This window comes from Gracilibacillus dipsosauri (assembly GCF_003176895.1).
Taxonomy (GTDB): Bacteria; Bacillota; Bacilli; order Bacillales; family Amphibacillaceae; genus Gracilibacillus; species Gracilibacillus dipsosauri.
Window position 1 is genome coordinate 113218 of record NZ_QGTD01000011.1, and the last position, 22540, is coordinate 135757.

The following is a 22540-nucleotide window of genomic DNA, read 5'->3' on the forward strand; positions in this document are numbered from 1 at the left end:
AATAATTTAATATATAATTAATTCTGAAATCGCTTTATAATAAGCTGTAGAGAGATAATTAAAATAATTTATTAAGGAGGTCATGAAGTTGTTCAAAAACAAAACTTTATGGGGTTTATTATTAATTGTGTCATTTGTACTACTTTTAGCAGCATGTGCTCCAGAACGAGAAGGGGCAGAGGAAGCAAACGGAACAGATGAAAGTAAAAATAATTCGGAAGAATCAGGGGAATCAGACAAGCCTGAAAAACTAGTTGTTTGGATAAATGATGAAGATATTGCAGAAGATGTTTCCAAGCAAATGTTTGAAAAATATACCGAAGAAACAGGTATTGAAATCGAATATAAAAGGGTTGCCATACCAGATCAGGTTCAAGAATTAGCTTTAGCCGGACCAACTGGAGATGGACCAGATTTGTTCTTCCAGCCACAGGATTCTTTAGGTGATATCGTTGCCCAAGGTCTTGCTGTACCGATAGAATACACTGACGAAGAAAAGGGTCAATTTACAGACGTTGCCATGGATGCCTTTACTTATGATGGCGATATCTACGGTGCTCCTGTCGCAATCGAAACCTATTTTACTTTCTATAATAAAAGTTTAATAGATGAAGCTCCAGAAACGATTGAAGATGTGTTTAATATGTCAAAAGAACTAACAGATGCAAGTAAAGATCAATATGGATTTCTTATTTCACCAGAATTTTATTATCTCTATTCCTTTATGAATGCTTACGGAGGGTATGTGTTCGGTGAGGAAAATGGTGTATATGATCCAACTGATATTGGTTTAGACAATGAAGGATCAATCGAAGGATTGAACAAGTATAAAGAGTTTATTGATGCAGGGTTACTTCCTAAGACATTGACTGTAGACATACTTGATGGTCTTTTCAAAGAAGGAAAAGTAGGGATGGTTGTCAGTGGTCCGTGGAATATGCCGATCTATAAGGAAGCATTAGGAGAAGATGTAGCTACTGCACCACTTCCGAAAATGAATGGAGAAGTTGCTCCTTCCTTTGTAGGTGTTAAGTCTTGGTTAGTATCCTACTTTAGTGATAATCAAGAATGGGCAGCTGATCTTGCGAAGTTTATGACAAATGATGAAAATTCACAAGTTTACTTTGATGTAACAGGTGAATTACCACCAAGACCAGAGATTTTGGATGCAGTGAACGATCCGATGTATGCAGGTTATACAGAACAAGTTCCACACGGTACACTAATGCCTAATATTCCTGAAATGTCCCCAGTATGGGATATGGATACGGCAATCGAATTGATCAATAATGGTGCAAAAGTAGAGGAAGCTGTTCCAGAAACAGTGCAATCCATTAAAGACAAAATTGCCGCATCTGCATCACAGTAATGATAAATGAGTGGAAAGGATATTCTTTTCCACTCTCCATTTTTCTAAAGCTAGTAAGACGAAAGAGGTGGATTTGATGCCTAGTAATGAAGCTAGTATTGAAATGAAAGAAAAAAAGCTTAATCCTACCATTGCGATGGTGTTATCGATTCTCCTAGCAGGATTAGGCCAGATATATAACAAGCGTTATATAAAGGGAATTTCTTTTATTGTATTGGAAATTGCCTTTATTGTAGCGACTTTTGATTTTCTATGGCTAGGTTTATGGGGGATTATTACATTAGGAACGATACCAGGTGTGGACCATTCTATATTTTTATTAGTCTATGGAATTGTCGCATTGATTTTACTAGCATTTGCGGTTACTTTTTATGTTTTTAACGTACTAGATGCTAGAAAGCAAGCAATCAAATTGAACAATGGCTGGGAGCCACCGACATTTTCACAGGCCGTAAAAAACGGATATGATAAAGCTTTTCCTTATATTATGACAGCTCCGGGGTTAATCCTATTAATTTTTACGGTTGTTTTTCCGTTACTATTTGCCATTGCATTAGCCTTTACAAATTATGACTTGTATAATTCTCCTCCAAGAAATCTCGTGGAGTGGGTTGGGCTGAGCAATTTCTTAGACCTAGGTACGGTAGATATCTGGAAAAATACCTTTGCAAGTGTATTTACATGGACAATTGTCTGGACGATAGTGGCAACTTCGTTTCAAATCGTTGTTGGATTAATTCTTGCAGTATTAGTCAATGACAAACGAATTAAATTTAAGAAAACGATACGAACTATTTTAATTTTGCCATGGGCCGTTCCTGGATTTGTCTCGATCTTAATTTTTGCAGCAATGTTCAACGATGAATTCGGAGCGATAAACCAGGATATCATTATTCCTTTGATAGGTGGCGAAGGTTTACCTTGGCTGACAGATCCTTTCTATACGAAAATTGTTTTAATTCTTATTCAAACATGGTTGGGATATCCTTTTGTTTTTGCATTATTTTCAGGTGTGCTTCAGAGTATATCCTCTGAATGGTATGAGGCAGCAGAGGTGGATGGAGCAACTCGTTGGCAAAAATTCCGTCACATTACCTTACCACATGTTTTATTTGCAACAGCACCACTATTAATTATTCAATATACAACGAATTTTAATAACTTTAATATTATTTATTTATTTAATGAAGGTGGACCAGCAGTGCAAGGTCAGAATGCCGGAGGAACGGACATTCTTATTTCATGGGTATATAAATTAACCTTTGAAACAAATGACTATAGTATGGCTGCAGCTATTTCCTTAATTATCGGTTTGATCGTTTCGATTTTTGCGATTTTCCAATTCAGAAGAACAAGCTCATTTAAAGAGGAGGGGAACATGTAATGAATCCAAAGGTAAAGTCAAAACTAGAAGTAGCAGGTATATATACGATTTTTGGCTTGATGGCTGTTATCATCATTTATCCCCTTGTTTGGGCATTTGGGATGTCTCTGAATCCAGGAAATAGTCTGTATTCTGCTTCCATCATTCCAGAGAATTGGTCACTCGAGCATTATAAATGGTTATTTACAGATCCAAATAGTGATTATTTACTTTGGTATAAAAATAGCATGATTGTTTCGGGATGTGCGGCACTATTTTCGGTGATTATGACTTCATTTGTTGCTTTTTCCTTTTCACGATATCAATTCGTTGGGAAAAAATCAGGACTCTACACTTTTTTAATATTACAGATGTTTCCGGTCATGATGGCGATGGTAGCCTTATATATCTTTTTACATCTAATTGGATTATTGGATACATTAACGGGATTAATTTTAATTTATATTGGAGGACAGATTCCGTTTAATGCATGGTTAGTAAAAGGTTACTTAGATACGATTCCAAGAGAACTAGATGAGGCAGCTAGAATTGATGGTGCAGGACATTTTACGGTTTTTGTTCGAATTATTCTACCACTTGCGAAGCCTATTCTGGCCGTAGTAGCACTGTTTAATTTTATGACACCATTGTTTGATTTTATCTTGCCATCAATCATATTAAATAGCCCAGAAAAATACACGATAGCATTAGGGTTATTTAATTTTATAAATGATCAATTTTCAAACAATTTTACTAGATTTTCAGCAGGGGCTATTTTAATAGCAGTACCAGTTGCGATTGTTTACTTATTCCTACAACGCTTCCTGATTTCAGGCTTAACTGCTGGTGGTACAAAAGGTTAAATAAAGCTTGGAGGAATAAATGATGACAGAAAAAAATAAAGAATTTCTAAAGGGTGTAGACCTATCCTTTGTCGATGAGGTAGAAAGTGAAGGTGGGGTTTATTACGAAAATGGTCATTCCGTTGATGTGATAGATTTATTACATCGATCTGGTGTGAATACGGTACGCCTTCGCTTATGGCATACACCTTCAGGGGGATATTGTAATATAGCGCGGACGATAAAAATGGCGCAACGGATAAAGGAATATAACATGCATTTTCTACTAGATTTCCATTATTCCGATTATTGGGCAGATCCAGGTAAACAAACGAAGCCAAAGGCATGGCAAGCTTTAACCTTTCCACAACTTACAGAGGAAGTGAAAAGGTATACCTATGATGTGATGCATGAATTGAGTCTTGCGAAGGCTTTACCAGACATGGTGCAGATTGGAAATGAAATAACAAATGGTATGCTCTGGGACGATGGGAAAATATATAAAGAAAAAAACGGAGTAGAAGTAGAAGAATGGGCAGGAATTATTGCCTTAATTAGGGCGGGGCTTGAAGGGGTCAAAGAAGCAACAAATGAGAAACAAGTAGAAACGATGATTCATATTGATCGAGGCGGAGACAATGAGGGGACTCGTAAATTTTTTGACAAGATGGTAGATGCATCTATGGAGTATGATGTTATCGGACTTTCCTATTATCCATGGTGGCATGGTCCTTATCAAGATTTCGTTACGAATTTAGAGGATGTTGCCAATAGATATCAAAAGGAAATTATCGTTGTAGAGGTCGCATATCCGTGGACGGTGCCAGCTGACTTGCCACAAGTAGATAATGAACCGGACATTCGAAAATATCTGGTAGATGGCTATCCTGCTACACCAGAAGGCCAAAAAGCCTATCTAACTAAATTAATCGAAACGATAAAAAACGTTCCTGGACAATTAGGTAGAGGTTTTTACTATTGGGAGCCATGTTGGATTCCTAGTAAAGAGAAGTGGTCAGTAGGACATGAAAACAATTGGTCCCACTTAACCTTATTCGATTACGAGGGAAATAAATTAATAGGCTTGGATGCCTTTTATGATAAAAATACAGAGAAGTAAGGTGATCATATGAAGAAATTCAATCCAGTGAGTGAGAAAATACCAAAAATGCTACATGGTGCTGATTATAACCCAGAGCAATGGGAAAAGTATCCAGAAGTTTTAGAAGAAGATATTCGTTTAATGAAGCTTGCTAATTGTAATGTGATGTCTGTGGGGATTTTCTCTTGGGCAAAGCTAGAACCAGAGGAAGGCAAGTTTAATTTTGAATGGATGGATCGATTATTAGATACTTTTCACGAAAACGGGATCTATGCCTTTTTAGCAACCCCGACAGGTGCAAGGCCTGCTTGGATGTCAGAGAAATACCCAGAAGTGCTTAGGGTAGGGGCTAATCGTGTCCGCAATCTCCATGGAATGCGCCATAACCATTGCTTCACTTCACCAGTATATCGTGAGAAAACTACGATGATGAACACAAAGCTCGCAGAAAGATATGCACATCATCCAGCTGTAATCGGTTGGCATATATCCAATGAATATGGTGGAGAATGTCATTGCTCTTACTGCCAAGATGCCTTTAGAGAATGGTTAAAAAAGAAATATCAAACTTTAGATGCACTCAATGATGCGTGGTGGACAACATTTTGGAGTCATACGTATACTAGCTGGTCCCAGGTAGAGTCTCCAGCACCTCATGGCGAAACAATGGTACATGGTCAGAACTTAGATTGGAAAAGGTTTGTAACAGATCAAACGCTAGATTTTTATCGCCATGAAATCAAGCCATTGAAAAAGGCGAATCCAGATCTACCTGCAACCGCCAATTTTATGGAGGCATTTGAAGGACTAAATTATGCGAAATTTGCGGATGATTTAGATATCGTATCATGGGATTCTTATCCAACCTGGCATGATGAGCAGGATGAATCGAATCTTGCAGCATGGACAGCAATGAATCATGATATGTTTCGCTCTCTGAAGGGTGGAAAGCCATTCCTATTAATGGAGAGTACACCAAGCTTAACGAACTGGCAGCCTATTAGTAAATTGAAGAAACCGGGAATGCATGTCCTTTCTTCTTTACAAGCTGTCGCACACGGATCGGATTCTGTTCAATATTTCCAATGGCGGAAAAGCAGAGGATCCAGTGAAAAATTTCATGGAGCTGTTGTAGATCATGCTGGACATGAAAATACACGTGTATTTCAAGAAGTATCGGAGCTTGGAGGGAATTTATCCAGACTTGATGAGATCGTAGGAACAACGGTGAATGCGGAAGTAGCGATTATATTTGACACAGAAAATCGTTGGGCAGTAAAGGATTCACAGGGCCCAAGAAATAGTGGTGTTCATTACGAAAAGACGGTTAGGGAGCACTATCAAGCATTTTGGGAGCAAGGAATTGCGGTAGACGTAATTGATATGGACAGAGATTTGTCAAAGTATAAACTTGTTATAGCGCCAATGCTTTATATGGTCAAGCAAGGTGTCGGTGAGAAAATAGAGAAATTTGTTCAAAATGGTGGAACCTTTGTCACGACGTATTGGTCTGGAATTGTAGATGAAAATGATCTCTGCTTCCTTGGCGGGTTTCCAGGTCCATTGCGTAAAACACTAGGCATATGGTCAGAGGAAATTGATAGTCTCTATGACAGTGAAGTGAACAAGGTGGAAACAATCGGAAATAATCGCTTCGGATTGGAAGGTGAGTTTGAGGCAAAAGAACTTTGTGACCTCATTCAACTAGAAGGCGCAGAAGCAATTGCACAATATACGAACGATTTTTATGCGGGTAAGCCCGCATTGACAGTGAATCAATTTGGAGAAGGTGAAGCGTATTATATTGCTTCAAGAAATAATTCGTCCTTCCACCAAGCCTTCTATAGTAATTTGGCGAAACAATTAGGATTGAAAAAAGCACTTGATGGTAGTTTACCAAAGGGTGTAAGTGCACAGGTTCGTACAGATGGAGAGAAGGAATTTATCTTTCTTATGAATTTTTCTAATCAAACTAAAAGTGTTGATCTAGCAGATAACAGGTATCAGGATCTGTTAAATGATCAAGAACTTACAGGGATAGTAACACTGGATGGCTTTAGTGTAAAGATATTAAAAAATTAGTTTATTTTAAAAGGGTACTCTCAATGTGAGGGTACTCTTTTTTTAAAGTTTGTTGAAAGAATTATGGTGAAGCTTGTTTTAAAAAGAACGCATTTTTAATGATCAACCAATACAATCAAATGTCGATAAAGAATATTTCAACATTTATGGGACTGATTCGAGGCAGATCCTCGTTGAACCGTCCTATATTTGAATATATTGGACAGAACGAAGCTAGGCGCACGTGGAAATGTCTGATATCGGATTAAATGGAACAGACAGAAGTCAGAAGAGTCAGAAGCACGCTGGAATGTCTATTGTATTGGGACTATAGAGAAACAACCTCCTCACATCATTAAGCTTGAAAAGTTTTCCTCCATTATAGGAAACACACGCTATGGAAAAGGTTTTCAAAAAGGTGTTGTAATAATAATAGGAATCTTTATACTATAAAAGGAGAACTAGAAAATAGGTAAAACTCCCTATTTTTATGAAAGGGGTTACAATATTGAGGAAATTATTATTCGTTTATCTCATTCTAATTGGTGTATTTGTCGTCTATGTCTATCAGTATCAATCAGAGAACACCTCCAATAATCAATGGTCAGAGCATGAATTACGAGGGACAATTGATGAAAATTATGTAATGGTCACCTTCCAATCAGGAATTGATTACTGGAAAAGGGCATTGAAAGGATTTGAGGATGCGGCAGAGGCATTGAATGTATCGGTAGAATATCGTGGTGCCACACAATATGATGTGAATGAACAAATAACCGTTTTAGAACAAGTTATTGCGAAAAAGCCTGCTGGTATTGCTGTTTCGGCAATGGATCCTGATGCATTAAATGATGTAATAAACAAAGCGGTTGAGGCAGGGATTCCAATTGTTGCATTTGATTCAAATGCACCTGAGAGTAAGGTGTTTTCCTTTTTAGGGACTGATAATTATTATGCTGGAGTGACGGCAGCCCATAAAATGGCGGAATTATTAAATGGCGCAGGAGAAATTGGAATTGTTACACATCCTAAACAATTAAATCATAAAGAACGAACAAAAGGGTTCCGAGAAACTATTGCAAAGGAATACCCAAAAATGAATATCGTTTCCATTCAAGATGGTAGAGGAGATCAAATGACTTCCAAAGAAGTAGTGGATGAAATGATCGGAAAGTTTCCTAATTTAAAAGGAGTCTTTGCCTCAGAAGCAAACGGAGGAGTCGGCGTTGGACAATCGATATTGGAGCAGCAAAAAAAAGGGGAAATACACATTATCAGCTTTGATACGGACAAGGGTACATTAGATATGGTGGATGAAGGGGTTATTTCTGCTACACTGGCACAGGGAACCTGGAAGATGGGATATTGGTCCTTGCAATACTTATTCCATCTGCAGCATGGCTTGGCAGAGAACATGGAGGTAGGTAGGAGCTTACCGCGTTATGTAGATACTGGTATCACGATTGTTACGCAGGAAAATGTAGAAGCATTTTATCCAAATGAATGATAGAGAATGGGTGAGGAAATTTTGAAAAAATGGACACAAATAAACAATATACCGATTCGATATAAGTTAATCACACATTTTTTATTAGTTGGTATTTTACCCATTCTTTGTCTAGGGTTACTCGTAAGCTGGACAGTTGAAAGGGTTCTAGAAGAACAGGCGAATGACAACACGATGCAACTAATTAGCAAGGTTAACCAAACGTTTGAATTCTACATTAATAACATGCAAAGCATTACCTATATGATTGCCTCCGATAACGAGATTCAACAGTTTTTCGATTCACCAGATGGTGCAGAGAATAAGTATGAGCTTCAACGTTATCTTCGTAGCTTTACGACTATCACTTCAGAGGTTGCAGGCATCATGGTAGTAAACAAAGATGGCGAGTATATTAGTAATGAGCTGTATGCTCCTTCGGTTATCGATTTAACCCAAAGCTTTTGGTATCAAGAGGCGGTAGAAAGTGATGGTATTTTCCATATCATCGGTAGACCGGATGGAAGAAGGCTTATTTCGATTGTGGATTATAAAAATGAGGATGTTGTATCTGTAGTTCGTGCGGTGATGGATCCTTTTACAAAAGAGGTAAAAGGAGTTATTCTTATTGATCTAAAATTACGTGTCATTGCCGAGACAGCACGAGATATTCAGCTTGGTAAAAGCGGTTATCTGATGGTAGTTGATAATAAAGGGAAGAATATTTATTTACCGAACCAGCCTATTGTTAAAGATATACCATTAGATTGGATTCATCGGCAAGCTTCTGGAAATTTTTCCAAGACGATAAACAAGGAAAAAATTCAATTTATTTATCAGCGTTCCCCTTTTGCAGACTGGACAACTGTTGGTGTTTTTCCTGCAGAGGAAACATTGTTTGAATTAAGGGAAATCCGATTTTATTTGATTGTCTTTATTTTTATCATTATGCTTTTCGGCATTCCAGTAAGCTATTATTTATCACGTTCTATCTCAAAGCCAATCGTTGATCTGATGAAATTTATGCGCAGGGCAGAAAGCGGAGATTTACACGTTCGCTACAAGGAAAAAAGGGAGGACGAAATCGGGCTGCTCGGCAGGAGCTTTAATACAATGCTTCAAAAAGTGCTGGAGCTCATGCGTGTTACAGAGAGACAGGAAAGACAAAAGCGTGATGCGGAATTTCGTAGTTTGCAGGCAAATATTAATCCACATTTTCTATACAATACATTGGACACCATTCAATGGATGGCACGTAAACAAAATGTAATAGATGTTGCAGAAGTGGTCGAGTCCTTAGCCAAGTTATTTAGAATTGGTCTAAGCAAAGGACGCGATATTATTACCGTATCAGCAGAGATGGAGCATATTGAGAGCTACTTAAAAATACAAAAAACACGTTATAGAGACAAACTAAATTATCAAATGAATATAGACCCACAAGTTCGGTCCTTTTATACATTGAAATTTATCCTACAGCCGATTGTGGAAAATGCGATTTATCATGGAATAAAGGAACGAAGAGGTCCTGGTACTGTCCTAATAAATGCTAGCATTGCGAGAGATGATCTTCTGATTATTATTGAAGATAATGGTGCAGGGATGACAATAGAACAGCTTCATGATATGAAGCAGGCGTTAGCAGAAGCTATGCAAAGGACAGAAAAGGTAGAGGATGGTCATAAGAAAAAGGGTTACGGCATATTAAATGTACAAGCAAGAATACAATTAACGTATGGAGAGAAGTATGGGCTATCGATCGATAGCGAAAAAGCCAAAGGGACAAGGGTAGAGATTCTGTTACCTGTTATTAGAGAGCAATATTCAGAAAAGGGGAAATCATCATGACAAAATGGAAAGTATTGATTGCCGATGATGAATTTATTATACGAGATGGTATTCGCACAGCAGTAGACTGGGCTAAATTTGATATGGAGGTCGTAGGAGAAGCAGAGGATGGAGAAGAAGCGGTTGAGATCGCCTTAGCCGATAGGATAGATATTTTGTTAATTGATTTGAATATGCCAATTTTAAATGGTATTGAGGCAATGAAAAAAATTAAAGCAGAAATAGATTGTCGAATGATTGTTATTTCTGGGTATGATGATTTTCAGTATGCGCAAGAAGCCATTCGTTTACAGGTAGAGGATTATATTCTTAAACCAGTAAACCCTGATAATTTGATCCATATATTACAAGGAGTTAAAAATGATTTAGAAAGGAGAGAAAAGCAAGAAGCTTATTTAGAGCAAGCCTCCAAGCAAATAAAGAAAAACCATTCGCAGCTCAAGGAACGATTCTTTTTTGATTGGATACACAATCGTCTCCAACCAAATGAAATACAATCACAGCTAGAGTTTCTGCAATTACCAACAGCAGTCCCAAAGCAGCTAGTATTACTTAAATGGTCGAATGATCAAGTAAATTATGATCTACTTTCCAACCAAGACCGAAAGATCTATTTGTCTGCTATTGAAAACATAGCAGAAGAAATTTTAGCAGACACCGTCAATGTTATCATCCATGATTCATCTCAATGGTTACAGATCTTTGTGTGGGAGGATGTGACAAAGGAGATAGCTGTTCCAATAGAGGAAGCAGTCAAACTATACTTGAACCAAACGGTCTATACTGGGATGGTGCGGGTGGAGGATGGTGACTATCAGCATTTAATCGTCGCCTATGAAAGGTGCAAAAACGAGATTAATAACTACATTCACCTCTCCCCTATTGTTAAACAAGCGTTAACGATTATGCGCCGAAATTACTGTAGGTCTGATTTAACACTAGAATTGGTTGCCGAAAACCTCCATGTTTCCACGGTTTATTTAAGCAAGATGATCAAACAAGAGCTCGGGCAATCATATGTTCAGATTGTTGCAAATATGCGAATACGTCGAGCAAAGGAGCTTCTGAAGGACTCCGATTTAAACATCCGAGACATCGCCGAAAAAGTAGGATTTGATTCTCAGCATTATTTCAGTACTGCCTTTAAGAAGAAGGAAGGTGTTTCTCCAAAACAATATAAAATGATCAAGTCATAGCAAACGTGATCGTACAATCAGCAGTAGGGTCTACTCATGAATAAAAACTATAATGTATTCGTGAGTAGATCCTATCATTCGTTTCATCTAGCCTCTTGGCCCCTCCTAAATCCTAAAAGAAGCTTCATCAAGTAATATATCAAAAGCCCAAGGAGAAAGGCTAAAATACACCCAAACCCGGTTGCTTCCGTAGAGAAGGTAGTTTCCTCTATTTCTATTATATACAAAGAGGATCCTAATAGAGTTGGCTTCGATACAATGTTGGAATATCCTAGTAACAACATAACGATTGGTGCAATGAAAACAGTTAGTACATATAAAAATAGAACACTTAGGCCAGTTGAAAATGCTTTTAAAAGCTGAGCCATGGTATTATTCCTCTCTTCCTTTATTAATAATTCTCAATGTATTATTGCTCCCCTGTTTCCTTCGTATGTCCCCCTAACAGATTTCCTTGAGTTTTTGTTTATTTAAACTGGAAAATTTTAACTAAATAAATCATGCCATATGATCAGAATGGAGTTCAATAAAGTTTTGAGGAACTTGTTTAAAATTTTATAAAAACTGTTTAAATAAGTGTAAAGCCTTTCCTTTTAATTATTGGTATATTAACGATTGTAACGATAATCCATTCTAATATTGAAAGGGGTTTCAATGATGAACAGAAAAAAATTAGGTTTTCTTGCAATTTTGTTTAGTCTTCTATTAGTACTAGCGGCATGTGGTGGAGGAGAGAAGTCCAGTGGTTCTGGAGAGGATGGTGAGTCATCCGAATCAGGTTTAATTGGAGTTGCGATGCCAACGAAATCATCCCAACGATGGGTAGATGATGGAAACAATATGGTCGAGCAATTAGAGGCACTTGGATATGAAACAGACCTTCAATATGCAGAAGATGATGTAGATAAACAAATCGAGCAAATAGAAAACATGATTGTAAAAGGTGCAAAGGTTTTAGTAGTCGCATCCATTGATGGTACTGCTCTTACCAATGTATTGCAAAAGGCAAATGATCAAGGAATAGAAGTAATAGCTTATGACCGTTTAATTATGGAATCAGAGCATGTGAGCTATTATGCTACCTTTGATAATTTTCAAGTAGGGGTGTTACAAGCATCCTATATAGAAGAAGCGTTGAATTTAAAAGAAGAAGCAGGTCCTTTTAATATTGAATTATTTGGCGGATCACCAGATGATAACAATGCCTATTTCTTCTGGGATGGTGCGATGAGTGTCCTTCAGCCATATATCGATGAAGGTAAATTGGTTGTTCAAAGTGGTCAAACAGACTTTGAGCAAGCAGCAACCATGCGTTGGGATGGAAATACAGCAAAATCACGAATGGAAAATATCCTAAGCAGCTCTTATTCTGGTGGAGAAACAGTGGATGCCGTGCTCTCACCATATGATGGTATTAGTCGAGGTGTCATTCAAGCCTTAAAAGGTGTAGGCTATGGATCTGGTGATCTATCATTACCAGTTATATCAGGACAAGATGCTGAACTTGCTTCCATCAAATCTATTATTGCGGGTGAACAAACCCAAACCGTTTTTAAGGATACTCGGGATCTAGCAGCTGTCGCAGTCAATATGACAGAATCTATTCTGAATGGTGAAGAAGCAGAAGTGAATGATACGGAAACATATGATAATGGAGTAAAAGTGGTTCCAACCTATCTAGTAGAACCAGTATCCGTGGATATAGACAATTACCAGGAAGTAGTCATTGATAGTGGTTATTACTCTGAAGAAGAGCTTCAATAAATAAGGAGATGAAGTGGTGAATTCGCCACTTCATTCCCCATGTTTTTTATGAAAGAGGTGATGGACATGTCTGCATATATATTGGAAATGGAGAGCATTACAAAGACCTTTCCTGGAGTTAAAGCATTGGACGATGTAAATTTACAAGTGGAGCAAGGTGAAATTCATGCACTTGTTGGTGAAAATGGAGCAGGAAAGTCAACACTGATGAAGGTGTTAAGTGGTGTATATCCATATGGAACGTATGATGGCAAAATCCTTTTCGAAGGTCAGGAATGCCAATTTAAAAATATCAAGCAAAGTGAGGAATTAGGCATCGTCATTATTCATCAGGAATTAGCGTTAAGTCCATTTCTGTCGATTGCAGAAAATATTTTTTTAGGAAATGAACGCCAATCCAAAAGTATGATTAAATGGCAGGAAACCTTTGCCCAATCCAAAAAGCTCCTAGAAAGAGTTGGCCTAAAGGAATCGCCAGAAACACCAGTAATGGAAATAGGGGTAGGGAAGCAGCAATTGGTAGAAATCGCCAAAGCATTATCAAAAAATGTTAAGCTTCTTATCTTAGACGAACCAACTGCAGCATTAAATGAAACCGATAGTGAGAATTTATTAAAACTATTACTTGAATTAAAAAATCAAGGCATTTCCTCTATTTTAATCTCCCATAAATTAAATGAGGTTTCAGCTGTGTCTGATTCGATTACCGTATTACGTGATGGTCAGACGATCGAAACAATAGATGCCACAAACGAGAAAATATCAGAAGATCGAATTATTAAAGGGATGGTTGGTCGTGAATTAACGAGCAGATTCCCAGAAAGAGTACCAAAGATTGGCGAAACCATCTTTGAAGTGAAAAATTGGAATGTTTATCATCCACAGCAGACAGATCGCAAGGTTATTCGGGATGTAAATATACATCTCCGCAGCGGGGAGATTGTAGGAATTGCTGGGCTTATGGGAGCAGGACGTACAGAATTTGCGATGAGTATCTTTGGAAAAAGCTATGGTAAAAAAATTAGTGGTGAATTATACAAAAATGGAAAACTGATTCAAGTGAACACAGTGAGTCAAGCAATAGATCATGGTATTGCTTATGTGTCAGAGGATCGTAAAACATATGGACTGAACTTAATTGAGGATATAAAGCGAAATATTACATTAGCCAATTTAACTAGGATCTCCAATGGATCGGTTGTTGATGAAAATAAAGAAATTATGGAAGCACAGCAATTACGAGAAAAGCTAAATATTAAAACACCAAGTGTAAAACAAATTGTAGGGAATTTAAGTGGTGGAAATCAACAAAAAGTAGTATTAAGTAAATGGATTTTCGCTGAACCAAATATATTAATTTTAGATGAACCAACTCGCGGTATCGATGTTGGTGCAAAATACGAAATTTATTCACAAATAAATGAACTCGCTGAGGAAGGCTTAGCGGTTTTAGTGATTTCATCAGAGCTACCCGAGGTTTTAGGATTATCTGATCGAATTTATGTGATGAATGAAGGTCGTATTACAGGAGAGTTAAGCAGTGCTCAAGCAAATCAAGAGAATGTTATGCATCTCATGACCGGAACAGGGGGGAACTAGTTCATGCAAACACTTATTCATTTATTTAGAAATAATATTCGCGAATACGGAATGGTTATTGCATTAGTATTTATTACCGCATTATTCTGGTTCTTAACAGATGGTGTGAATTTTAAACCATTAAATATAACGAACTTAATCTTGCAAAATGGTTTCATTCTTGTATTAGCCATTGGAATGGTACTTGTCATTATTACAGGTAATATCGATTTATCCGTTGGATCGATCGTTGCCTTTATTGGAGCAATAGCAGGTGTTTTAATTATTAACAATAATGTACCCGTTTGGCTAGCAGTAGCTATCGCTCTGTTAGCAGGCGCTCTGATTGGAGTATGGCAAGGCTTTTGGGTCGCCTATGTAGGGATACCATCGTTTATTGTAACCTTAGCAGGAATGCTTATATTTAGAGGATTAACCTTATATTTATTGGATGGTCAATCTCTCGCGCCATTCCCAGAATCCTTTCAAAAAATAAGTAGTGGTTTTATTCCAGATGTATTTGGTGGAGCATCCATTCATATTTTTACGTTAGTGTTATCCGCTGTCTTATCCATCGTTTTAATTTATTTGGATTTTCGAAAAAGAAAAATTCAGCTTCAATATAATTTTGAGGTGATTCCAATATGGATCACGATTGCAAAACTAGCATTATTGATTCTAGCAATCAATTGGTTTATGTATCAATTAGCATTAAATAAAGGTATTCCAACTGTTCTCGTTATCGTCATAGTGTTAATTATCGTCTACACATTTATTATGAAAAATACGATCATGGGTCGTCATATTTATGCAACAGGTGGAAACAAAAAAGCGGCGGATCTATCCGGTATTAAAACAAAGCGCGTCGTATTCTGGGTGTTCGTCAATAATGGGCTTCTAGCTGCGTTAGCTGGTCTAATGTTCGCAGCAAGGCTAAATTCTGCCACACCTGCTGCTGGTAACATGTTAGAATTAGATGCAATTGCTGCCGTATTTATCGGTGGTGCTTCCATGGCAGGTGGTGTTGGTACAGTCATTGGAGCAATCGTCGGTGGATTAGTAATGGGTGTGATGAATAATGGTATGTCCTTGATCGGTGTTGGTATCGACTGGCAACAAGCGATCAAAGGGATGGTTCTTTTAATTGCAGTTGGCTTTGATGTGTATAATAAAAATAAAGGTTAGAAAAGGCTCGCTTTGAAAGCGGGCTTTTTAGTGTGATGACGTAATTTTTACGAATAACTTTAGTAAAACTACAGATTTTTGTATTATCAAGCTTTCCCTTTTTATTTTGGCAATCTTCCCCCGGGAGAGCAAGATAACCAAGATATCAACTTATATCTTGGCGATCTCCCTACAAGAAAGCAAGATATCCTCCCCTCAGTCCGCCTGCATTAACCCTTCTTAAAAATTCATTTCCACTGGCAGAAAGCATGTATCTAATTCAAAGCCCAAAAATGTAAGCATTTAACGCGAAAAAGAGGAAAAAATGTAATCCTTTCCTTGATAAAATGAAGACAAGCTATAAAATTCATTAAGAAAGGGTGGTAATGGTAATATGAAAAAATTCATATTCATAATTACGCTATTGCTTACATTTTCCCTAATACTTGATGGAGTTTCCGTGCAGGCAATTAGCACAAGCGAAAATCCAGAAAACGTATTGGCCTTCCCTGGAGCGGAGGGGGGAGGGAAGTACACATCAGGTGGTAGAGGTCAGGATGTATATGAAGTTACAACAATAGAAGATTATGGAGAAGGAGAAGAACCGATTAAAGGTTCATTAAGAGATGCGGTTAGCCAAGATAATCGCACGATTGTCTTTCGGGTTTCTGGTACGATTCATTTGAAACAACCATTACGAATTAAACGAAAAAACATTACCATTGCAGGTCAAACTGCACCAGGAGCAGGGATTACAGTTGCGGGATATGGAACAGATATTGGTGGCTCGGAAAATATCATCGTCCGATATATGAGATTTAGACCAGGTAGCGACAATCTAGAAACGGAATTCGATGCATTTGGTGGGAGAGATATTAAGGATGCGATCATAGATCATGTTTCTGCAAGCTGGGGAATAGATGAAGCCTTTTCCTTCTATCGGAATGAAAATACAACGGTACAGTGGAGTATTATAAGCGAAAGTCTTTTAATATCTGGTCATTCTAAAGGCCGTCACGGATATGGTGGAATATGGGGTGGGGAAAATGCTACCTTTAGTAATAATTTAATTGCTACACATATTAGTAGAAACCCCGCTTTAGGTAATACGGGAAATGAAATGCACCCAGTTTCCCATGCAGACTTAGTGAATAATGTTATTTATAACTGGGGATTTAATTCCATGTATGGTGGGGAAAATCAACAAAATAATATTATCAACAATTATTATAAGCCTGGTCCAGCAACCTATGATCAAGTAAAACAAAGAATTATTAGTCCCGGAAGAGATGGAGAGCCAGGTTGGTTCTATATTGATGGCAATGTGATGCATGACAACGAAGAAGTTAGTAATAATAATTGGTTAGGCGTAGAGGATATTAAAGAGGATGTAACCTTTGGCGATAGTCCATATCCTGTATTAGGGCATGATACATTGAATATTAAACGAGCAGAAGAAGCCTATGATCTAGTATTAGAAAGAGCTGGTGCTACATTACCTCGAAGAGATGCAGTCGATGCTAGAGTCGTCCATGATGTAAAAAATGGAACAGGACGTATCATTAATAATGAGTGGGAGGTTGGAGGATTTCCAGAAATGGAGTCGGAGGAGCCTCCGACAGATTCTGATCATGATGGTATGCCGGATGAATGGGAAATAGCCAACAGTCTTGACCCGGATAACGCAGAGGATGGAAAACTAATAACAGAATCAGGGTATTCTAATCTTGAGCTTTATCTTCATTCCCTTGTAGATATGGAGCATGAAGCAGAAAATCCTTCTGTGGAATTAGTATCACCAAAAGCAAATAGTGTCCACAAAGCACATAAAAAAATCCAATTTAATGTAAAGCTTGAAGATAAGAAAAATATTGAAAAAGTAGAGTATTTTAAAAATGATGAAAAAATCGGAGAGGCGACAAGCGGTTCCTTCTCATTCACATGGGAGGATGCTCCTGATGGAACATGGTTTGTTTCAGCAAGGGCAACAGATAAGGAAGGAAATGCGACGCAAACAACCTCCACTGCCATTTATGTGAATAGTAAAAACCGAAGTGATTGGAAATCAAAGGATATTGGCTCTGTTGAGGTGAAGGGCAATGCAAGTATAAAGGATGGTTTATTAACGGTAAAAGGAACAGGAAGAATTATGGGGGAAAAGGATGCCTTTCAATTGGCCTATCAAAAGCTAGAAGGAGATGGATCGGTAACGGCTAAGGTGGAATCCATCACCAAACGAAACAATAATGCGATATCTGGTTTAATGATTAGAGATCAGTTAAGCCCAGATGCCAAAACGGCGATGATCAGTACTTCTGTCATAAAAGCAGATCGTCAGGATACATTATATGCGATACACTTTTCTTCAAGGGATACTAAAGGAGAAAGCATTGTGGCTCCTGGAGAGAATGATAGACCAGAGGAAAATGGTGTCCCGTCCTTATTAAATACAACTATTCCTTATTGGTTAAAAATTGAAAGAGAGGGAAATGAATTCATCGGTTATGCTTCTGCAAATGGAAATGAGTGGATCGAGGTAGGAAGAAAAGAGATAGACATGAAGAAGAAAGTTTATATCGGATTTGCCGTCGATGGGGCAAAGAATCCGAATGATCTTGTTCATTACACAACAGCAGCCTTCTCAAACATCCAATTGGAAGGTAATATTAAGTAACGTACTGCTCTCCATCCATTTAGCTGATGGAGAGATCTTTTTAATACTAGGAGTAACCCATTATGATCATTAACAATGCAGTAATCCAAACTGCTATCATTCCAACAGAAGAGATGACTTCTAGTTTCTTTAGCCCCTTCATTTTCCCTTTGAGTAACAGATACACGAGAAGTAAACTGGACATACACAATAGGGTAAGTAAGAGCGGATTATATTGTATTTCTATGCTCCAAAAAATGGTATAAAGTAATAACCATATGGCATTAAAAATGATGAGCTTTAAGCCTTCATACTTAGGACCGAATAAGTTGTGTATCCATCTCTTGTTCTCCAATCCACCATCCTCCTTTATGAAATGCTCCTACCGATTTTAGAACAAACAAAACCAACAAGTCCTCAACAAATTATTGATTATGCCTCGAAATAAGAATTGAATAGTAAATGTAGGAATGGTTGATTGTTTGTTAGATTAAGTTCACGATATGATTTTATCACAGTGATAGCTGTCTGCAACCTTCATTCTAAGATTAAATGAGGGATAACAGACGATAATATCCTGAAAAGTTTCGCTAACCATCGGTGGGAAACTATCAATCCTTTGACAAAAAGCCTAGTCCAACACTGGTGGGGGTCCCAATTTATCAGGATAGTTCACTGATCGAAAGTGAGGTTCAAAAAAGAGAAAGGGGGGAGTGCATGGAGGAGCATGTAGGAAATGAACAAGCTGTAATGAAAACAAATAGCCGGTTTGATCGATTGTTTCAAAATGGATTGATCAAAAATGTACGTAAATATTGGATGCTTTATTTAATGATTTTACCTGGTATTATTTATTATATTGTCTTTAAGTATATTCCGCTTATGGGTAGTGTAATAGCATTTCAAGATTATCAAATTTTCAATGGGATACTAGGTAGTCCATGGGTAGGTCTTGAAAATTTCAAGCATCTACTACATTATCAGGATTTTCATGAAGTATTGAGAAATACGGCATTGATTGCCTTATATCAATTGATATTTCAATTTCCAGCACCAATTATTTTAGCTTTACTATTCAATGAAGTAAGATTATTAATTGTGAAGAAAACTGTACAAAGCTTATTTTACCTTCCGCACTTCTTATCATGGGTTGTAGTTGGAGGTATTGTGTTTGAGCTTCTGGCAAGCCAAGGCTTAGTAAATGCAATAAGAGACCTTTTTGGACTGGAACCGATATTGTTTATGCAGGAGGAAGGTTATTTCCGATCGATTGTTATTATTTCTGGGATCTGGAAGGAAGTTGGTTGGGGTACCATTATATATCTAGCTGCCATAACTGGAATTAATCCAAGCCTATATGAAGCAGCAGTGATTGATGGAGCGAACCGATTTAAACAAACGATTTACATTACCCTTCCATTATTGTTACCAACGATTTCTGTCTTGTTCTTATTAAACATTGGTAATTTCTTAGAATTAGGCTTTGACCAGATCTTTAACTTATTAACACCGATGACGTACTCCGTTGGGGATATCATCGAAACTTATGTATATCGCGCAGGGGTTCTACAAGGACAATATAGTTTAACAACAGCCATTGGCCTGTTCCAATCGGTTATCGGTTTTGCGTTACTGTGGATATTTAACAGACTGGCAAGAAAATCAGAACAGGGGTTGTGGTAAATGAAACAATCAATTGGAGAAAGATTATTTCAAGTGTTTAACTACACGGTGCTTATCGTATTGGCATCCACGATGATTGCGCCTTTATTGCATTTATTGGCGGTTTCCTTTAGCTCCCCAATAGCCGCTGATTCGAAAAAAGTATTTTTAATACCGGTAGAATTTACACTAGCTACTTGGGAGCATATCCTTCAAAATGAAGTATTATGGAGAGCGTTCGGTGTCACGGTATTTATTACGATTGTCGGAACCTTACTAAGTATGCTGTTCACCATTTTGACAGCGTTTCCATTATCGAGGAAGGAATTTTTGCTTAGAAGACCGATTATGTTAATCATGGTGCTCACGATGATATTTAATGCACCGATGATTCCTTTTTTCTTGACCGTAAGAGAAGTGGGATTGATGGATTCGATATGGGCCTTAATTATACCAGGACTTGTTAGCACCTTTAATATGGTCATTGTTCGTACATTCTTTATGGGAATTCCAAAGGATATTGATGATGCAGCACGCATCGATGGCTGTAATGAATTTCGCTTATTGTTTCAAATTTATTTACAGTTATCCAAACCAGTATTGGCTACAATTGGCTTATTCTATGCTGTCGGGTATTGGAATACCTTTAAGACGGCGGTGCTTTTCTTAAGAAATCCAGAGCTTTGGCCATTGCAAATGCGTTTACGAGCATTTTTTACGTCAGAAGAGGAGCTTGCAGCTGTCGATTTAATAATGGGTGATTTTGATTTCAATACCACTACATTAAAAGCAGCTACGATTATATTTGCTACGATTCCCATTGTTTTAGTTTATCCCTATTTACAAAAATACTTTGTTAAAGGTGCGGTACTTGGGTCATTGAAAGAATAATGAAGGAGGAAAAGGGTATGAAAAAAAATCGTTATCATGTATTCCTGTTTTCTATAGTCGTGTTGTTCTTGTTGGTACTGACAGCTTGTTCTAGTAGCAATAATGAATCGACCAGTAAGGATGAAGGAAATAAAGAAGAAACAGCTGATGGATCTGCAACTGTAACGGTGTTTAAGAGTCATATGGGAAAAGGGACAATTCCTGGTAGTGATGATCCTCATGTTCAATATATAAAAGAAAAAACAGGTGTGGAATATCAATTGGAATCCACCCCTCCAGGCTCAGAACCAGCCGAATATATTAATCTAATGATTGCTTCAGAGGATTTCCCTGATATTTTAAGACCAATAGGCGGTGTGGAGCAAACGCTAATTAACCAAGGTGGAGCACTTGCATTAGATGAATTATTACCTAAACATGCACCAAATGTATGGGAGAGAATTCCTGAAGAAGCGTGGAATATCGTAAGATCTGCTTCTCCTGATGGGAAAATCTACTATGTGCCTAAAGTCTATTTAATCCCTGAGAGAGCTGCTTTATTACGACAAGACTGGCTAGACGCAGTAGGGATGGAGATGCCAAAAACACTAGATGAATATAAAGAAATGTTAATTGCTTTCCGCGATCAGGATCCGAACGGAAATGGAAAAAAGGATGAGCTACCGACAAGTGGTAGGGAGTTCGGTAGATGGATGGATCATTTATTCGCCATGTTCGGTGTAGCAATGTGGGAAGGCTATCCGGAATGGGATATTTATGATGGTGAAATCAACTATGCTGGGACTTCTGAAAACATGAAAGCAGCAATCGCATTTATACGTGAGCTTTATGCAGAAAAGTTACTCGATAATGAAACATTCTTGAACAAAGGGGATGTTTGGACAGCCAAAATTAATAACAATTTAGTTGGAAGCTGGTATCATCTCCCAGCAAACCTTCGTGAACGCTATGCGGCAATGAAGGAAGGAGCACCAGATGCCTATATTACAGGTATGCCTTTACCTGAGGTAGAAGGGTTTGATGGATTTATCACGCAAAAGAGTATGGGAGAACCTGAGTGGATGATCCCGAAAGCATCAGAAGATAATGCAATTAATGCACTGAAGCTTCTTGACTTTTTCTATGACCCGGAAAATGCAGAGTTTGTTCAGTATGGTATTGAGGGTGTTCAACACGAAGTAGTAGATGGCGAAAAAGTTCTTCTACCATCATCAGATGATAAACCACTTGCATTAGGAATGCTGAATTTAACGACAGATGAATCAATGAAGCTAAGAATCGAAAATTCCTTCGTTGAAGAGGAACAGCAGATGGTGAAGGATATTTTTGAAGTAAGTAAGGCAGATGCAAGAAGAATCGCAGGCGATGGATTACCAAGTACGGTTTATGAGGGCTATCCCGATATTCAATCACACAAGCTATTCCAAGAATATTTGACAAAAATTGTGATTGGTGAATGGGAGCTTGATAAGTTTGATGAATTCGTAGAAAAATGGAAGCAATCTGGTGGAGAGGAAGTAACGAAACAAGTACAAGAGTGGTATGAGAAAGTAAAATAAAG

16 protein-coding genes are annotated in these 22540 nt (G+C 37.7%); 15 read left to right on the plus strand and 1 reads right to left on the minus strand.

The genetic code is table 11. From position 1 onward, the window contains the following. The first annotated feature begins 88 nt into the window (after positions 1-88). The 12 genes from DLJ74_RS12620 to DLJ74_RS12680 all read left to right on the plus strand — a co-directional run bounded on the left by DLJ74_RS12620 (position 89) and on the right by DLJ74_RS12680 (position 18447). A complete protein-coding gene (locus tag DLJ74_RS12620) occupies positions 89-1369 on the plus strand; it encodes a sugar ABC transporter substrate-binding protein (protein WP_109984741.1) in 1281 nt (426 codons plus the stop codon). 76 nt (positions 1370-1445) lie between these two features. Beyond that, the gene (locus tag DLJ74_RS12625; RefSeq protein WP_245902334.1) at positions 1446-2753 is read left to right on the plus strand and encodes a carbohydrate ABC transporter permease; all 1308 of its coding nucleotides are present in this window, start codon (positions 1446-1448) and stop codon (positions 2751-2753) included. Then, the gene (locus DLJ74_RS12630; RefSeq protein ID WP_109984742.1) at positions 2753-3595 is read left to right on the plus strand and encodes a sugar ABC transporter permease; all 843 of its coding nucleotides are present in this window, start codon (positions 2753-2755) and stop codon (positions 3593-3595) included. The genes DLJ74_RS12625 and DLJ74_RS12630 overlap by 1 nt, the downstream gene beginning before the upstream one ends. A 22-nt stretch (positions 3596-3617) precedes the next feature. Further along, complete coding sequence (locus DLJ74_RS12635) at positions 3618-4694, plus strand: glycoside hydrolase family 53 protein (RefSeq protein ID WP_109984743.1); 1077 nt, start codon at positions 3618-3620, stop codon at positions 4692-4694. 9 nt (positions 4695-4703) lie between these two features. Then, the gene (locus tag DLJ74_RS12640) at positions 4704-6758 is read left to right on the plus strand and encodes a beta-galactosidase (protein WP_109984744.1); all 2055 of its coding nucleotides are present in this window, start codon (positions 4704-4706) and stop codon (positions 6756-6758) included. A 487-nt stretch (positions 6759-7245) separates the two neighbouring features. Beyond that, positions 7246-8244, plus strand: a complete 999-nt coding sequence (locus DLJ74_RS12645) for a substrate-binding domain-containing protein (protein ID WP_181397554.1) — start codon at positions 7246-7248, stop codon at positions 8242-8244. A gap of 21 nt (positions 8245-8265) precedes the next feature. Continuing rightward, positions 8266-10071, plus strand: a complete 1806-nt coding sequence (locus DLJ74_RS12650; RefSeq protein ID WP_109984849.1) for a cache domain-containing sensor histidine kinase — start codon at positions 8266-8268, stop codon at positions 10069-10071. Further along, positions 10068-11267: a response regulator transcription factor gene (locus DLJ74_RS12655; protein ID WP_109984746.1), complete on the plus strand. Its 1200-nt coding sequence runs from the start codon at positions 10068-10070 to the stop codon at positions 11265-11267. The genes DLJ74_RS12650 and DLJ74_RS12655 overlap by 4 nt, the downstream gene beginning before the upstream one ends. Positions 11268-11924: 657 nt before the next feature. Then, on the plus strand, positions 11925-13031 hold the full coding sequence (chvE, locus tag DLJ74_RS12665) for a multiple monosaccharide ABC transporter substrate-binding protein (protein ID WP_109984748.1): 1107 nt from the start codon (positions 11925-11927) through the stop codon (positions 13029-13031). 66 nt (positions 13032-13097) lie between these two features. Next, entirely contained in the window at positions 13098-14630 is a 1533-nt protein-coding gene (mmsA, locus tag DLJ74_RS12670; RefSeq protein WP_109984850.1) for a multiple monosaccharide ABC transporter ATP-binding protein, read from the plus strand. A 3-nt stretch (positions 14631-14633) separates the two neighbouring features. Continuing rightward, positions 14634-15794 carry a multiple monosaccharide ABC transporter permease gene (mmsB, locus tag DLJ74_RS12675; protein WP_054860697.1) on the plus strand — a complete coding sequence of 387 codons (1161 nt, stop codon included), beginning with the start codon at positions 14634-14636 and terminating at the stop codon, positions 15792-15794. 373 nt (positions 15795-16167) lie between these two features. Then, positions 16168-18447: an Ig-like domain-containing protein gene (locus DLJ74_RS12680; RefSeq protein WP_181397556.1), complete on the plus strand. Its 2280-nt coding sequence runs from the start codon at positions 16168-16170 to the stop codon at positions 18445-18447. A 46-nt stretch (positions 18448-18493) separates the two neighbouring features. Here DLJ74_RS12680 and DLJ74_RS12685 read toward each other — a convergent pair whose 3' ends face one another. Beyond that, positions 18494-18781 (minus strand): hypothetical protein, encoded by a 288-nt coding sequence (locus DLJ74_RS12685; RefSeq protein WP_054789211.1) that lies wholly within the window; start codon positions 18779-18781, stop codon positions 18494-18496. A gap of 395 nt (positions 18782-19176) precedes the next feature. Between DLJ74_RS12685 and DLJ74_RS12690 the strand changes: the two genes are divergently transcribed. The 3 genes from DLJ74_RS12690 to DLJ74_RS12700 are packed head-to-tail and all read left to right on the plus strand — an operon-like array spanning position 19177 to position 22538. Beyond that, positions 19177-20109 carry an ABC transporter permease gene (locus tag DLJ74_RS12690; RefSeq protein WP_245902340.1) on the plus strand — a complete coding sequence of 311 codons (933 nt, stop codon included), beginning with the start codon at positions 19177-19179 and terminating at the stop codon, positions 20107-20109. Then, positions 20110-20979, plus strand: coding sequence for a carbohydrate ABC transporter permease (locus DLJ74_RS12695; protein WP_054860692.1), 870 nt, complete (start codon positions 20110-20112; stop codon positions 20977-20979). 17 nt (positions 20980-20996) lie between these two features. After that, positions 20997-22538: an extracellular solute-binding protein gene (locus DLJ74_RS12700; protein WP_109984750.1), complete on the plus strand. Its 1542-nt coding sequence runs from the start codon at positions 20997-20999 to the stop codon at positions 22536-22538. Positions 22539-22540: the final 2 nt, after the last annotated feature.